Origin of the sequence: Xanthomonas sp. CFBP 8443, from assembly GCF_025666195.1 — a bacterium.
Lineage (GTDB): Bacteria > Pseudomonadota > Gammaproteobacteria > Xanthomonadales > Xanthomonadaceae > Xanthomonas_A.
In genome coordinates this window covers 3,086,144-3,100,043 of record NZ_CP102592.1, presented here as the reverse complement: position 1 = coordinate 3,100,043, position 13,900 = coordinate 3,086,144, and the positions used below count along the sequence as shown (strand labels likewise).

The window sequence follows — 13,900 nt, the reverse complement described above, 5'->3', positions numbered from 1 at the left end:
GCGCGCAGTCGCAGCGGACAACGCGCGCATGGCAACTTTGCGCCGCGGCCAATCGCCTGCCGCATCGCCGCGCGCGGTCGCGCCGCGGCTTTACATCGTTGCCGCGCTGCTGCATAAGGCTGTCTTCTCCCCTTGCTGGATCGCGCATGCGTCATTCATCGATCGCGATGCTGCTGGCCTGTGTGCTGTGCCTGGCGCTGCCGGCGCGGGCCGCGCAGCCGGTGAGCTCGGTCGCCGAGTTCGACCTGGGCCGCTACGCCGGGCAATGGCACGAAATCGCGCACCTGCCGGTGTCGTTCCAGAAGAAATGCACCGGCGACATCACCGCCGCCTACATGCTGCGCGACGACGGACTGGTCGGCGTGCGCAACGCCTGCCGGACCGGCAAGGACGGCGTGCTCGCCGCCGAGGGCGTGGCACGGCGGGTCCAAGGCCATCCCGGACGGCTGCAGGTGCGTTTCGCGCCCGATTGGCTGGCCTGGGTGCCGATGGTCTGGGCCGATTACTGGGTGATCGCGCTGGATCCGGACTACCAGTGGGCGCTGATCGGCGAACCGGACCGCAAATACCTGTGGGTGCTGTCGCGTTCGCCGCGGATGCCGCGCGCGCTGTTCGAGCAGATCAAGGCCAGGGCGGTGGCGATGGGCTACGACCTGGATCCGTTGCTGGTCGTCGCGCCGCTGGACTGAGCCCGCGCGCCGGTCCGCGGGCGACTGCGCGCGGCACATCGCCGCTAAGCGGCGAAGGCCACGCGGGCTGCGGCGAGCAGCCGGGCGCTGGCGCCGTCCTGCAGCAGCTGACGCGGCGTATGGCCGTCGAGCTGCGCGTGGCGGCCGTTCAACCACTGCGACAGCGCGGCATGGTCGCCACCGCAGCCGTTCCAGACGATGCAGATGGTCTCGCCGACATCGGCCAGGTGTTCGGCACGCAACTGCGGCAGCGTGTGCGCATCGCGCGCCAGCCAGTCGATCACGCGCTGCGCGTCGCCGGCGGAGCCGTAGGTGGCGCCGCCGATCAGGGAGAGCGTGTCGTTCGTGCGCGACAATTGGCCGGCCCTGTCGCGCTCGGCGCGGCGCATGCCTTGCAGCACCGCCTTGATGCGTTGCTCGTTGGAAGTCTGTTGTGGCATGAGGGGGGCAACGATGAGCAACGGTCGCGACAGGTTGCCGCAGTCATTCTGTACGTAGCGTCACCTCACCGTCGGCCAGCCGCGCGCGCAGGCGGTCGCCGGGCGCGAGTTGCGTGGTCGAGCGCACCAGCGTGCCGTCGTCGACCCGGGTCAGGATCGTGTAGCCGCGCGTCACCGTGGCCAGCGGGCTGACCGTTTCCAGCGCGCGGGCCAGCGCGCGCAGGCGTTGCGCGTCGGCCTGCAGCTGGCGCGCCATCGCCGCTTGCGGGCGCCTGCCGAGCGCCAGCAGGCGCTCGCGCAGGGCCGCCAGGCGCCGTTGCGGTTGCGCCGTGCGCAGCACCGCGGCGGCATGGCGCAGGCGCGCGCCGCGGCGTTCTTGCTGCTGCCGCCACAGCGCCAGCAGGCGGCGCGCGGCATCCTGCTGGCGCCGTCGCAGCAATTGCAGCTGCGCTTGCGGGCTCTGCGCCTGCAGCCGCAGCAAGGCGCGATCGGCGCGTTGCATCGCCTGGCGCAGGCGGTGCTGCTGCCACTGCAGCAGCCGCGCGTGCTGGCCGCGCAGGCGCGCGGCGAGATCGCGCTGGTCGGGGGCGAGCAGTTCCGCGGCGACCGACGGCGTCGGCGCGCGCAGGTCGGCGGCGAAGTCGGCCAGGGTCACGTCGGTCTCGTGGCCGACCGCCGACACCACCGGCGTGGCCGCGGCGGCGATCGCCCGCGCCAGGCGTTCGTCGTTGAACGCCCACAGGTCTTCCAGCGAGCCGCCGCCGCGGGTCAGCAGGATCGCGTCGTAGCGGCCGCTGGCATCGGCGCGCTGCAGCAGCGAGGTGAGTTGCGCCGCGGCGCTGTCGCCTTGCACCAGGCTCGGCAGGATGTCCACCTGCAGCAGCGGCAGGCGCCGGCCGAGCACGCTCAGCACGTCGCGCACCGCCGCGCCGCTGGGCGAGGTGATCACCGCCAGGCGGCGCACGAAGGCGGGCAGGGCGCGCTTGCGCTCGCTGGCGAACAGGCCTTCGGCGGCCAGTCTGGCCTTGAGTTCCTCGAAGGCGCGGCGCAACGCGCCTTCGCCGGCTTCCTCCAGATGATCCAGCACCAACTGGTAGTCGCCGCGCGCCTCGTACAGGGTCAGGCGGCCGCGCGCGAGCACGCGCAGGCCCTCGCGCGGCACGAACTTCAGCCATTGGCTCTTCGGCTTGAACATCGCGCAGCGCACCTGCGCCCGCGCGTCCTTCAAGGTGAAGTACAGATGGCCGGACGAGGGCCGGGTGACGTTGCCCAGTTCGCCTTCCACCCAGGCCAGCGGGAACGCGCTTTCCAGCAGATCGCGCGCCAGCGTGTTGAGCTGGCTGGGGCTGAGGATCTGGTCGTCGCGATCGGGCATGCGGGCGTTGCGATGGGTGCGGGCGTCTATCGTCGCACGTCGGCGTGATCGGCCGGTCGCGGCGTGGCGCCGTCGCTTGTGGACGCTGCGTCTGCATGCCGCGCCAGCGCCCATTGCACATGCTCGCGGACCAGCGGCGAAGCGTGCTGTGCGCGCGCGCCGAGCGCGGCCAGCACCTGCGGCGTGGTAGGCGCATTGCCCAGCGCCACGGCCAGGTTGCGCAGCCAGCGCTCGTGGCCGCTGCGGCGGATCGCGCTGCCTTCGGTGCGGCGCAGGAACTCGTCTTCGTCCCAGGCGAACAGCTGCGCCAGCGTGGCCCGATCGAGGTCGTTGCGGGCGCGGAAGTCGGGTTCGTCGCTGCGCTTGGCGAACTTGTTCCATGGGCACACCAGCTGGCAGTCGTCGCAGCCGAAGATGCGGTTGCCGATCGCCGGGCGCAGTTCCTCGGGAATCGCGCCGTCGTGCTCGATGGTCAGGTAGGCGATGCAGCGGCGCGCGTCCAGCCGGTACGGCGCGACGATCGCCTGGGTCGGGCACACGTCGATGCAGCGCGTGCAAGTGCCGCAATGCGCGCTGGCCGGCGGGTCGATCGGCAGCGGCAGGTCGACGTAGATCTCGCCGAGGAAGAACCAGGAGCCGCCGTTGCGGTCGATCAGGCAGGTGTGCTTGCCGATCCAGCCCAGGCCGGCGTCGCGCGCCAGGGCGCGCTCCAGCACCGGCGCCGAATCGACGAACACGCGATGGCCGAAGCGGCCGATCTCGGCCTGGACGCGCTCGGCCAGCTTCTGCAGGCGGTTGCGCATCAGCTTGTGGTAGTCGCGGCCCAGCGCGTAGCGGGCGACGTAGGCGCGCTCGCCGTCGCGCAGCGTGTCCCAGGCCGAATCGTCGTCGTTGCGGCCGTAGTCCAGACCGACCGAGATCACCCGCAGCGTGCCCGGAATCAGTTCGGCCGGGCGCGCGCGCTTGTCGCCATGCTGCGCCATCCACTGCATCGTGCCGTACAGGCCTTGCGCCAGCCAGTCGCGCAGATGTGCCTCGTCCTGTTGCAGCTCGATCCCGGCGATGCCGCAGCGCTGGAAGCCGAACTCGCGCGCGAGCGCGCGAATGCGCGCGGCGGCGGCATGGGGATCGACAGGAGCAACGTTGCTGGACATGGTGCAAGTATAGAATCTGGCGCATGCCCGACTCGTTCGATCTCTACGCCACCGCCGCCGCGCGGCGCCTCGACGCGCAGGCCACGGCCTTGCTAGGTGGCGACGGCTACACGCTGATGCAGCGTGCAGGCCAGGCCGCCTGGCAGGCGCTGCTGCAGCATTGGCCGCAGGCGCAGCGCATCCTGGTGGCCTGCGGCACCGGCAACAACGGCGGCGACGGCTACGTGCTGGCGCGGCTCGCGCATTGCGCCGGACGCCGCGTGCGCGTGCTGCATCTTCCCGGGCGCGGCCCGCAATCGGCGTTGGCGCAGCGCGCCTGCACCGACTACATCGGCGTCGGCGGCCGCATCGAGGTGTTCGATGCCGCGCTGGACCAGGCCGACGTGGTCGTCGACGCGCTGCTCGGCATCGGCCTCAATCGCGCACCCGACGCCGAACTGGCCGCCTTGCTGGGCGCACTGGCCGGGCTCGGTGCGCCGGTGTTGGCGCTGGACGTGCCCAGCGGCGTGGATGCCGAGCGCGGCAGCGTGCCCGGCGCGGCCTTGCCGGCGACGCTGACCGTGCAGTTCATCGTCGCCCATGCCGGATTGCACACCGGTGCGGCGTTGAACCATGTCGGCGACGCCACCCTGGCGACGCTGGACGTGCCGGCCGCCGCGTTCGACGGCTGCACGCCGCAGGCGCAGGCCTGGACCGCCGCGGCGCTGGGCACGCGCTTGGCGCCGCGCCGGCGCGACAGCCACAAGGGCGATTCCGGCCACGTGCTGTGCATCGGCGGCAACCTCGGCAGCGGCGGCGCGGTCATGCTCGCGGCCGAAGCGGCGTTGCGCGGCGGCGCCGGCCTGGTCAGCGTGGCGACGCGCGCACCGCATGTGGCGCCGCTGCTGGCGCGGTGTCCGGAAGCGATGGCGCACGCGGTCGAGGACGGCGCCGCGCTGGCGCCGCTGCTGCGCAAGGCGAGCGTGGTCGCGCTCGGTCCAGGTCTGGGCCAGGACGAGTGGGCGCAGGGCCTGTGGCGGCTGGCGCTGGCGGCGGAGTTGCCGATGGTGATCGATGCCGATGCGCTGAACCTGCTGGCGCAATCGCCGCGCGCATTGCCGGACGCGGTGCTGACCCCGCATCCGGGCGAGGCCGGGCGCCTGCTCGGCATCGCCACCGCCGAGGTGCAGCGCGACCGCTTCGCCGCCGCCGCGGCGCTGGCCGAGCGCTACCAGGCGACGGTGGTGCTGAAAGGCGCCGGCAGCATCGTCGCCGCGCCAGGGCGAGTGCCGCGGGTCATCGCCGCCGGCAATCCGGGCATGGCGGTTGGCGGCATGGGCGATCTGTTGACCGGGGTGATCGCCGCACTGCGCGCGCAGGGTCTGGACGCGTTCGACGCGGCCAGCGTTGGTGCGCTGCTGCATGCCGCGGCCGGCGATCGCGCCGCCGCCGCCGGCCAACGCGGCTTGCTGCCGTCCGACCTGCTGCCGGCGCTGCGCCACCTGGCCAATCCGGAGGCGGAGCGATGATGCATCTCCATCTGCACGACAGCGACGCCACCGAGCGCCTGGGCCAGATCTTGGCCGCCACCCGCCCTGCGCTGGCGACGGTACACCTGCATGGCGATCTGGGCGCCGGCAAATCGACCCTGGCACGGGCGCTGCTGCGCGCGCTGGGGGTGCAGGGCGCGATCCGCAGCCCGACCTACACCCTGGTCGAGCGCTATCCGCTGTCCGACGGCGAAGCCTGGCATCTGGACCTGTACCGCATCGGGGCCGCCGGCGAACTGGATTTCTTGGGGCTCGACGAAGCCGCGGCGACGCTGTGGCTGGTGGAATGGCCCGAACGCGGCGGCGACATGCTGCCGCCCGCCGATCTGGCCGTGGCGCTGGCACTGCACGATGCCGGACGCTCGGTGCAGTTGCGGACCGGCACCGCGGTGGGCGAGGCGTGGCTGGCGCGGGTCGCAGAACGGGACGACTTGCACGGTCTTTCTGTCGGCTGACACTAGGAAGTGCAGGCAGGTTATGGATTATTAAGGGAAAACCGCTTGTGTTTATGGCGCGGTGATGCTTGAATCGCCCCCATGCGCCTGGGGATCCGATTTTTCGCCTGTTCCGCCATCGCCGCAGGCTGGTGCCTAGCGGCGCAATCGGCGTTTGCGGGCCAGGTGCAGGCGGTGTCGGTCGGCAATGGCGCCACCGGCACCCGCGCCGAGATCCGGCTGCAGGGCAGCGGCGGCTTCACCACGCTAACCCTGGCCAATCCCAACCGGCTGGTCGTCGATCTGCCCGAATCCTCGGCCGCGCAAGGCCTGAAGCTGCCCGCCGGCAACGGCGTTGTCACCGCCGTGCGCACCGGCCATCCGGTTCCCGGCACCTTGCGCATCGTGTTCGACCTGAGCAGCCCGGTGGTGGCGTTCAAGCCGCAGATGCAGACCGTCGGCGGCAGTTCGGTGCTGGTGATCGAGTGGCCGGGCGATGCGTCGTCGGCCAAGCCGGTGGTCAGCGCCAGTGCCGCCGCGCCGGCATCGACCGCGTCCAGCAATCCCCAGCCTGCCGCCGCCGCGGATGCGGTCGCGGCCAAGCCGACGCCCGATCCACGCCAGGAAGCGGCACGCGCGACCGCGGCCTTGACCTCGTCGGTGGTGCAGCGTGCGGCGCCGGCGCCCGCACCGGCACCCACGGCGCCGTCCAGCGCAGCGCCGACGCCGGCGCCGATGGCCGGTGCGATGGCGGCACCCGCTGCGGCCCAGGCCGCGGTGGCGGCGACCGGAACTCTGGTGCCGGCCCCTTCGACCAGCAGCACCGTGCCTGGCCAGCAGGGCGTCGCGGCAGCGCCGGGGCCGGCGAAGCCCGATGCCGTGGCCAGCGCCGACGACGCGGCCGTGGCTGCCGCGGCCGAAGCGCGCCCGGTGATGCCGAGCGCGCCGTCGCGGGTGGCGATGAAGCCGGGCATGCGGCCGTTGATCGTGGCTATCGATCCCGGCCACGGCGGCCAGGATCCCGGCGCCACCGGCCCGACCGGCAAGCGCGAGAAGGACGTGACCCTGGCGATCGGCCGCGAACTGGCGCGGCAGATCAACGCAACGCCAGGCATGAAGGCCTACATGACCCGCGACAGCGACGTGTTCATCCCGCTGCCGATGCGCGCGCAGAAGGCGCGCGCGGCCAAGGCCGACATCTTCATCTCGATCCACGCCGACGCCGCCGAGAACCGCAGCGCGACCGGCTCCTCGGTCTACGTGCTGTCGACCAAGGGCGCCTCCTCGCAGCGCGCACGCTGGTTGGCGGACAAGGAAAACGCGGCCGACCTGGTCGGCGGCGTGCGCCTGCAGAAGACCGACAGCACCCTGGCCAGCGTGTTGCTGGACCTGGCCCAGAGCGGGCACATGAAGGCCTCCGAAGACGCGGCCGGACACGTGCTGGGCGGGCTCAAGCGGATCGGCAACAACCACAAGCCGGAACTGGAGCGCGCCAACTTCGCGGTGCTGCGCACCTCGGACATGCCGGCGATGCTGGTCGAGACCGCCTTCATCTCCAATCCGGACGAAGAGCGTCGGCTGACCGATCCGGGCTACCAGCGGCGCCTGGCCGGCGCGGTGCTGGACGGGGTCAATACCTTCTTCACCCGGCAGCCGCCGCCGGGCACGCTGTTCGCGGCGCGCGCGCAGGCCGAGGCCGAAGCCGCCAGCACCGTCGCCGGCGGCAGCCGCTGAGGCGCTCGGCTATCATCGCCGGCTGATCCTCATGACGGCGTCCGCGCCGTGAGCCGTGCCGATGTTCCGTAACCGTTGCTGTTCTCCCGTTTCCGAATCCGGCGCGATCGCGCGGCGTCTGCATTGCGCGTGCGCGCCGCAGTGCGCGCAGGAGCCGACATGAGCATCCGCCAGTTGCCCGACATCCTGATCAACCAGATCGCCGCGGGCGAGGTGGTCGAGCGTCCCGCCTCGGTGGTCAAGGAACTGGTCGAGAACGCGCTGGATGCCGGCGCACGCCGCGTCGACATCGACCTGGAAGAGGGCGGCGTGCGCCTGATCCGGATCCGCGACGACGGCGGCGGCATCGCGCCGGAGGAATTGCCGCTGGCGGTCTCGCGCCACGCGACCAGCAAGATCGCCTCGCTCGACGACCTGGAGTCGGTCGGCACGCTCGGTTTCCGCGGCGAGGCGCTGCCGTCGATCGCCTCGGTCAGCCGCTTCACCCTGGCCTCGCGGCGTCCCGGCGACGAACATGGCGTGGCGCTGCAGGTCGACGGCGGCAAGGTCGGCCAGGTGCAGCCGCGCGCGCAGGCGCCGGGCACCACGGTCGAGGTGCGCGAGCTGTTCTACAACGTGCCGGCACGACGCAAGTTCCTGCGCGCCGAGCGCACCGAGCTGGGCCACATCGAGGAATGGCTGCGCTCGCTGGCGCTGGCGCGCCCGGACGTGGAGCTGCGCGTCTCCCACAACGGCAAGCCGTCGCGGCGCTACAAGCCCGGCGACCTGTATTCGGATGCGCGGCTGGGCGAGACCCTGGGCGAGGATTTCGCGCGGCAGGCGCTGCGCGTGGACCACAGCGGCGCCGGGCTGCGCCTGCACGGCTGGATCGCGCAGCCGCACTATTCGCGCGCCAGCGCCGATCAGCAGTATCTGTACGTCAACGGCCGCTCGGTGCGCGACCGCAGCGTCGCGCATGCGGTGAAGATGGCCTACGGCGACGTGCTGTTCCATGGCCGCCAGCCGGCGTACGTGCTGTTCCTGGAACTGGAGCCGTCGCGGGTCGACGTCAACGTGCATCCGGCCAAGCACGAGGTGCGCTTCCGCGATGCGCGGCTGATCCACGACTTCGTCTATCGCACGTTGCAGGACGCGCTGGCGCAGACCCGCGCCGGCAGTACGCCGACCGCCGGCGATGCCGCGCAGGCGCCGCCGATGGCGTATGCCGGCGGCGCGCTGCCGATGTCCGGCGCGGTGGGCAGCGGCACCGGGGGCGGCGGCTACGGCGCGCAATGGCGCCCGGCGCAATCGCCGCTCGGCCTGCGCGTCAACGAGGCCCCGGCCGCCTACGCGGCGCTGTATGCCGCGCCCGCGGGGAGCGCCGATGGGGCGGCGGCGACCCTGCCGCTGCAGGCCCAGGATGCGGCCGGCGGCCTGCCGCCGACCTCGCCCGACAGCGGCGTGCCGCCGCTCGGCTATGCGATCGCGCAGCTGCACGGCATCTACATCCTGGCCGAGAACGCCGAAGGCCTGATCGTGGTCGACATGCACGCCGCGCACGAGCGCATCGGCTACGAACGGCTGAAGAACGCGCACGACGGCATCGGCCTGCATGCGCAGCCGCTGCTGGTGCCGATCACCCTGGCGGTGGGCGAGCGCGATGCCGACACCGCCGAGCGCGAGGCGGACACGCTGGCCGCGCTGGGCTTCGAGATCACCCGCAGCGGCCCGCAGTCGCTGCACGTGCGCAGCATCCCGGCGCTGTTGGCCCAAGCCGAACCGGAAGCTCTGCTGCGCGACGTGCTGACCGACCTGCGCGAGCACGGCCACAGCCGCCGCGTCGCCGGCGCGCGCGACGAACTGCTGTCGACGATGGCCTGCCACGGCGCGGTGCGCGCCAACCGGCGCCTCACCGTGCCGGAAATGAACGCGCTGCTGCGCGACATGGAAGCCACCGAGCGCTCCGGGCAGTGCAATCATGGACGCCCGACCTGGGCGCGCTTCACGCTGGGCGAGATCGATCGATGGTTCTTACGGGGGCGCTGATGGGCAAGTGGGGAAGAACGACGGCGCTGCTCGTCGCGCTGCTCGCGTTGGGCGCATGCGGCAAGCAGGCGCCGGCACCGGCCGCGCCGGCGCTCGCCGACAAGGCGTTCCTGGCCGATCAGCAGCGCTGGCGCGAACAGCGCAGGCAGGAACTGCAGGCGCCCGACGGCTGGACCAGCCTGGTCGGCCTGCACTGGCTGGAACTGAAGGAACACTACATCGGCAGCGGTCCCGGCAGCGGCATCCGCCTGGCGGTGGGACCGGCGCGGATGGCGCTGGTGTCGCGCGTGGACGGGCAGGTGTTCCTGACCCCGGAGCCCGGCGCGGCGCTGCGCATGGACGGCAAGCCATTGCAGCGGCGCACGCGCCTGTACAGCGACCACGACGCCACGCCCAGCGTGGTCGAGTTCGACGACGGCAAGGGCAAGCTGAGCCTGATCGCGCGCGGCGGCCGCTATGCGCTGCGGGTCAAGCACGCCGACGCGCCGACCCGGCTCGGCTTCGCCGGGTTGAGCGACTGGCCGCCGGCCGAATCCTGGCGCATCCGCGGCCGCTTCGTGCCCAACGCGCCGGGCAAGACCCTGCCGATCGTCGACATCATCGGCGTCACCACCGAATCGCCCAATGCCGGCGCGCTGGAGTTCGAGCGCGACGGCAAGCGCCTGCGCCTGGAAGCGATCGGCGAACCCGGGCGCCCGCTGTTCGTGGTGTTCGCCGACCGCACCAGTGGCCGCGGCAGCTATCCGGCCGGTCGCTTCCTGGACGTGCCGGCGCCCAACGCCGACGGCAGCGTGGTGCTGGATTTCAACCGCGCCTACAACCCACCGTGCGCGTTCACCCCGTTCGCGACCTGCCCGCTGCCGCCGCCGGAGAACCGGCTGGACCTGGCGGTGGAGGCCGGCGAGAAGAGCTACGCCGCCGCGCACTGACTGACCCGAGACTCCGATGACGCCGATTCCGCGCCTGCTGCGCAGCCTGTTGTTGTGCCTGACCCTGTTCGCCGCCGTACCGGCGCCGGCGCGCGCACCGCTTCCCGTCGCCACGCCCAGCGCCACGCCCGCGCCGCCGACGCCGCTGCTGTGGAAGGTCGACGGGCCGCGCGGCGCGCTGTACCTGCTCGGCTCGTTCCATCTGCTCAAGCCCGACGATTACCCGCTGGCGCGCGAGGTCGATGCGGCGTACGCGGCGTCGCCGCGGCTGCTGTTCGAACTGTCGCCGCAGGACGTGGACGCGCCGCAACTGGGCGCGCAGATGCTGCAGGCGGCGCAACGCCAGGACGGAAAGCGCCTGCAGGACGACCTGGATGCGGCCACCTGGCAGCGCCTGCGCCGCTACGCCGACGGCCACGGCCTGCCGCTGCAGCAGATGGGCGGATTCGAACCGTGGTTCGTCGGCCTGAGCATCAGCATCGCCGAGATGAAGGCGCAGGGCCTGCAGGCCGACGCCGGCCTGGACCGGCATTTCATGGATATGGCGGTGCAGGCCGGAAAGGCCGTGGAAGGCCTGGAAACCGCGCAGACGCAGATCGCGATGCTCGACGGCATGGAGCCGCTCGAGCAGCGGCAGATGCTGATCGAAGCGCTCGACGATGCCGAACAGGGCGCGGCGCAGACCCGGCGCCTGCACGACACCTGGCGCCGCGGCGACGAGCGCCAGCTGTGGCAGGAGATCGGCGTGGAGATGAAGCGCGACTATCCGCGCCTGTACCAGCGCATCAACGTCGATCGCAACCAGGCCTGGCTGCCGCGGCTGGAACAGCGCCTGCGCGATGGCCAGGGCGACACCTTGGTGGTGGTCGGCGCCTTGCATCTGCTCGGCCCCGACGGCGTGGTCGAAGCGCTGCGCGCGCGCGGCTACAAGGTCGAGCGGATCCGGGCGTCGCCAGCGCCGCGTTCGCGCTGAGCAGCGACAACAGGATTGCAGCGCCGAGCCAATGCAGCGCCGTGTGCGCCGGTTAGGAGTAGGGACATTTTTGTAGGAGCGGCTTCAGCCGCGACAGGCATTGTCAGTAAAGCCTGTCGCGGCTGAAGCCGCTCCTACAAGGTGCGAGCGGCGATGCGCTCTACGGGACGCCTCAGCGCGCCCGCGACTTCGGTGCGGCACCGGCGGCCGGCGGCTCGCTCGGCTTGGCGGCGCCGGCGGCGGGGCGGCCGAAACCGGTGCCGAGGTTGCGCTGGAATTCCTGCCACAGCTCCATGTTGCGCTCGGTCAGCTGGTTCATCATGGTCCACGGCGTCTGCCCGAGCAGATTGCCCATCTGCTGGCGGAACTGCTGCTGCTGGTCCAGGAACACCTGCATGCTGCGCTCCAGGTAGTTGCCCATGAAGCCCTGCAGCGAATCGCCGTAGAAGCGGATGATCTGGCTGAGCAGCTGGGTGGACAGCATCGGTTCGCCGTCCTGTTCCTGGTCGGCGATGATCTGCAGCAACACCGCGCGGCTCAGGTCTTCGCCGGTCTTGGCGTCGCGGACCTCGAATTCTTCGCCGTCGATGATCAACTGGCGGACGTCTTCGATGGTGATGTAACTGGAAATCTCGGTGTCGTAGAGGCGGCGATTGGGGTACTTCTTGATGATGCGGATCTCAGCCATGAAGCGGTCGCTCTTGACGGTAGGCGCGCAGCATGGCGCAGCGCAGCAGGGCTTGCAACCGCCGCAAGCCCCTGAACTCGGGGCCGGCGGCAAAAAAAATGCTGCGCAGCATGCGCGCGGCGCCGATGCGGGACACGCGATGCCAGCTGCAGCATTTTCGGTAGCGTTACCTCGACTGTGCCGCTGCCGACCTGAGCGGTTCAGTCGCCATCGCTACCAGCCCATGTGGTGGCCGCCGTTGATGTCCAGGTTGGAACCGGTGATCCAGGCCGCTTCCTCGGCGACCAGGAACGCCACCGCGTAGGCGATCTCTTCCGGCCTGCCCAGGCGCCCGGTCGGGATGTCGGCGATGATCTTGGCGCGCACTTCTTCCGGCACCGCCATGACCATGTCGGTGGCCACGTAGCCCGGCGAGACGGTGTTGACGGTGATGCCGTAGCCGGCGTTCTCGCGCGCCAGGGAAATGGTGAAGCCGTGCATGCCGGCCTTGGCCGCGGCGTAGTTGGCCTGGCCGTACTGGCCCTTCAGGCCGTTGATCGAGCTGATCTGGATGACCCGGCCCCAGCGCTGCTTGCGCATGCCTTCGATCACCGGGCGGGTGACGTTGAACACCGAGTTGAGGTTGGTGTTGATGACCTCGTGCCACTGCTCGGCGGTCATCTTGTGGAAGGTGGTGTCGCGGGTGATGCCGGCGTTGTTGACCAGCACCTCGACCGGGCCGAGCTGCCGCTCCACCTCCTGCACCAGCGCCTGCGCGTGGTCGGGCGAGGCGACGTCGCCGGCGACGATGGCGATCTCGTGGCCGCGGTCGCGCATGCGCTGCTGCCAGGCGCGCGCCTTGGGCTCGTCGCGGTAGTTGCTGGCCACGCGGTGGCCCTGCGCGGCCAGCCGCTCGCAGATCGCAGTGCCGATGCCGCCGGTACCGCCGGTGACCAGCGCAACGCGTGATGTCATGGATTCGCTCCGGATAGGGAAGAGGGGAGAGGGCCGCGTTGCGGCCGAAACCTCGATTCTAGTCAGCCTTGGTGTCGCTGGGGATACCGGCCGCGTCGCGCGGCGTCCGATCCTGCGCCGGCAGCCGCGCCGGCTCGAAGCCGCGCAGCGCCGCCGCCAGCAGCGCGGCCACCGAGCCGGCGCCGGCCAGCGCTGCCGGAACCTGGCCCAGCAGCGCCCAGGCCAGGCGCAGCGCGGGCAGCGGATCGGCGTCGTCCAGCGGCAGCGCGGCGTGCGACTTGGACAGCTTGCGGCCGTCGGCGCCGAGCAGCAGCGGCAGGTGCAGGTAGTTCGGCGTCGGCAGGCCCAGCGCGCGCTGCAGCAGGATCTGCCGCGGCGTGGAATCGAGCAGGTCGGCGCCGCGCACCACGTCGCTGATGCCCTGCGCGGCGTCGTCGACCACCACCGCCAGCTGGTAGGCCCAGCAGCCGTCGGCGCGCAGCAGCACGAAGTCGCCGACTTCGGCGTACACGTCCTGGGCGACCTCGCCGCGCACGCCGTCGCGAAACGCGACCACGCTGTGCGGCGCCACCCGCAAGCGCAGCGCCGGCTGCGGCCGCGGCTGCGTCGCCACGCAGCGATGGTGCACGCCGCCCTGTGCGGCCAGCTCGCTGCGGCTGCAGCTGCACGCGAACGCCAGTCCGGCCTGCAGCAGGCGCTGCGCCGCGGCCTGGTAGACCGCGCCGCGCTCGCTCTGGCGCAGGATCGGCGCGTCCGCTTCCAGGCCGCAGGCGCGCAGGCTGGCGAGCTGGCGCTCGGCCGCGCCGGGCACGCTGCGCGGCCGGTCCACGTCCTCGATGCGCAGCAGCCACTCGCCGCCGGCATGGCGCGCCAGCAGCCAGCTGCCGAACGCGGCGAGCAGCGAGCCCAGGTGCAGTGGGCCGGTGGGCGAGGGCGCGAAACGGCCGCGGTAGGGAGGCGAGGGCATGGGCAAGCT

Annotated in this window: 14 protein-coding genes; 7 read left to right on the top strand and 7 right to left on the bottom strand. The window is 71.8% G+C overall.

Annotation, left to right across the window (positions count from 1 at the left end):
- Positions 1-146: 146 nt before the first annotated feature.
- Positions 147-689 (top strand): lipocalin family protein, encoded by a 543-nt coding sequence (locus NUG20_RS12915; RefSeq protein ID WP_263394875.1) that lies wholly within the window; start codon positions 147-149, stop codon positions 687-689.
- A gap of 44 nt (positions 690-733) precedes the next feature.
- On the opposite strand, the gene NUG20_RS12910 is transcribed toward NUG20_RS12915, so the two are convergent.
- Genes NUG20_RS12910 through queG form a run of 3 tightly spaced genes read right to left on the bottom strand, consistent with a single transcriptional unit; the run spans position 734 to position 3,658 of the window.
- Positions 734-1,129, bottom strand: a complete 396-nt coding sequence (locus tag NUG20_RS12910; protein WP_263394874.1) for a hypothetical protein — start codon at positions 1,127-1,129, stop codon at positions 734-736.
- A 43-nt stretch (positions 1,130-1,172) separates the two neighbouring features.
- Complete coding sequence (xseA, locus tag NUG20_RS12905) at positions 1,173-2,504, bottom strand: exodeoxyribonuclease VII large subunit (protein ID WP_263394873.1); 1,332 nt, start codon at positions 2,502-2,504, stop codon at positions 1,173-1,175.
- A 26-nt stretch (positions 2,505-2,530) separates the two neighbouring features.
- On the bottom strand, positions 2,531-3,658 hold the full coding sequence (gene queG, locus NUG20_RS12900) for a tRNA epoxyqueuosine(34) reductase QueG (RefSeq protein WP_263394872.1): 1,128 nt from the start codon (positions 3,656-3,658) through the stop codon (positions 2,531-2,533).
- Positions 3,659-3,681: 23 nt separating this feature from the next.
- On the opposite strand from queG, the gene NUG20_RS12895 reads away from it, so the two are divergent.
- The 6 genes from NUG20_RS12895 to NUG20_RS12870 all read left to right on the top strand — a co-directional run bounded on the left by NUG20_RS12895 (position 3,682) and on the right by NUG20_RS12870 (position 11,282).
- Positions 3,682-5,166, top strand: a complete 1,485-nt coding sequence (locus tag NUG20_RS12895) for an NAD(P)H-hydrate dehydratase (protein ID WP_263394871.1) — start codon at positions 3,682-3,684, stop codon at positions 5,164-5,166.
- The gene (tsaE, locus tag NUG20_RS12890; RefSeq protein ID WP_263394870.1) at positions 5,163-5,642 is read left to right on the top strand and encodes a tRNA (adenosine(37)-N6)-threonylcarbamoyltransferase complex ATPase subunit type 1 TsaE; all 480 of its coding nucleotides are present in this window, start codon (positions 5,163-5,165) and stop codon (positions 5,640-5,642) included. Before NUG20_RS12895 ends, tsaE begins: the two co-directional genes overlap by 4 nt.
- Positions 5,643-5,723: 81 nt before the next feature.
- Entirely contained in the window at positions 5,724-7,355 is a 1,632-nt protein-coding gene (locus NUG20_RS12885; protein WP_263394869.1) for an N-acetylmuramoyl-L-alanine amidase, read from the top strand.
- Positions 7,356-7,514: 159 nt separating this feature from the next.
- Positions 7,515-9,380, top strand: coding sequence for a DNA mismatch repair endonuclease MutL (mutL, locus tag NUG20_RS12880; protein WP_263394868.1), 1,866 nt, complete (start codon positions 7,515-7,517; stop codon positions 9,378-9,380).
- The gene (locus NUG20_RS12875) at positions 9,380-10,309 is read left to right on the top strand and encodes a DUF1684 domain-containing protein (protein ID WP_263398474.1); all 930 of its coding nucleotides are present in this window, start codon (positions 9,380-9,382) and stop codon (positions 10,307-10,309) included. Before mutL ends, NUG20_RS12875 begins: the two co-directional genes overlap by 1 nt.
- 16 nt (positions 10,310-10,325) lie before the next feature.
- Positions 10,326-11,282 (top strand): TraB/GumN family protein, encoded by a 957-nt coding sequence (locus NUG20_RS12870; RefSeq protein ID WP_263394867.1) that lies wholly within the window; start codon positions 10,326-10,328, stop codon positions 11,280-11,282.
- 172 nt (positions 11,283-11,454) lie between these two features.
- Here NUG20_RS12870 and phaR read toward each other — a convergent pair whose 3' ends face one another.
- The 4 genes from phaR to gluQRS all read right to left on the bottom strand — a co-directional run bounded on the left by phaR (position 11,455) and on the right by gluQRS (position 13,891).
- Entirely contained in the window at positions 11,455-11,970 is a 516-nt protein-coding gene (gene phaR / locus NUG20_RS12865; protein ID WP_263394866.1) for a polyhydroxyalkanoate synthesis repressor PhaR, read from the bottom strand.
- The gene (locus tag NUG20_RS12860; protein ID WP_263394865.1) at positions 11,963-12,106 is read right to left on the bottom strand and encodes a hypothetical protein; all 144 of its coding nucleotides are present in this window, start codon (positions 12,104-12,106) and stop codon (positions 11,963-11,965) included. The genes phaR and NUG20_RS12860 overlap by 8 nt, the downstream gene beginning before the upstream one ends.
- A 77-nt stretch (positions 12,107-12,183) precedes the next feature.
- Positions 12,184-12,924 (bottom strand): beta-ketoacyl-ACP reductase, encoded by a 741-nt coding sequence (locus NUG20_RS12855; protein ID WP_263394864.1) that lies wholly within the window; start codon positions 12,922-12,924, stop codon positions 12,184-12,186.
- A 58-nt stretch (positions 12,925-12,982) separates the two neighbouring features.
- Positions 12,983-13,891: a tRNA glutamyl-Q(34) synthetase GluQRS gene (gene gluQRS, locus NUG20_RS12850; RefSeq protein ID WP_263394863.1), complete on the bottom strand. Its 909-nt coding sequence runs from the start codon at positions 13,889-13,891 to the stop codon at positions 12,983-12,985.
- Positions 13,892-13,900: the final 9 nt, after the last annotated feature.

Bases quoted from the DNA above. Each gene is read 5' to 3' on its own strand.
- NUG20_RS12915 (WP_263394875.1), top strand. From the start codon at position 147: ATGCGTCATTCATCGATCGCGATGCTGCTGGCCTGTGTGCTGTGCCTG.
- NUG20_RS12910 (WP_263394874.1), bottom strand. From the start codon at position 1,129: ATGCCACAACAGACTTCCAACGAGCAACGCATCAAGGCGGTGCTGCAA.
- xseA (WP_263394873.1), bottom strand. From the start codon at position 2,504: ATGCCCGATCGCGACGACCAGATCCTCAGCCCCAGCCAGCTCAACACG.
- queG (WP_263394872.1), bottom strand. From the start codon at position 3,658: ATGTCCAGCAACGTTGCTCCTGTCGATCCCCATGCCGCCGCCGCGCGC.
- NUG20_RS12895 (WP_263394871.1), top strand. From the start codon at position 3,682: ATGCCCGACTCGTTCGATCTCTACGCCACCGCCGCCGCGCGGCGCCTC.
- tsaE (WP_263394870.1), top strand. From the start codon at position 5,163: ATGATGCATCTCCATCTGCACGACAGCGACGCCACCGAGCGCCTGGGC.
- NUG20_RS12885 (WP_263394869.1), top strand. From the start codon at position 5,724: ATGCGCCTGGGGATCCGATTTTTCGCCTGTTCCGCCATCGCCGCAGGC.
- mutL (WP_263394868.1), top strand. From the start codon at position 7,515: ATGAGCATCCGCCAGTTGCCCGACATCCTGATCAACCAGATCGCCGCG.
- NUG20_RS12875 (WP_263398474.1), top strand. From the start codon at position 9,380: ATGGGCAAGTGGGGAAGAACGACGGCGCTGCTCGTCGCGCTGCTCGCG.
- NUG20_RS12870 (WP_263394867.1), top strand. From the start codon at position 10,326: ATGACGCCGATTCCGCGCCTGCTGCGCAGCCTGTTGTTGTGCCTGACC.
- phaR (WP_263394866.1), bottom strand. From the start codon at position 11,970: ATGGCTGAGATCCGCATCATCAAGAAGTACCCCAATCGCCGCCTCTAC.
- NUG20_RS12855 (WP_263394864.1), bottom strand. From the start codon at position 12,924: ATGACATCACGCGTTGCGCTGGTCACCGGCGGTACCGGCGGCATCGGC.
- gluQRS (WP_263394863.1), bottom strand. From the start codon at position 13,891: ATGCCCTCGCCTCCCTACCGCGGCCGTTTCGCGCCCTCGCCCACCGGC.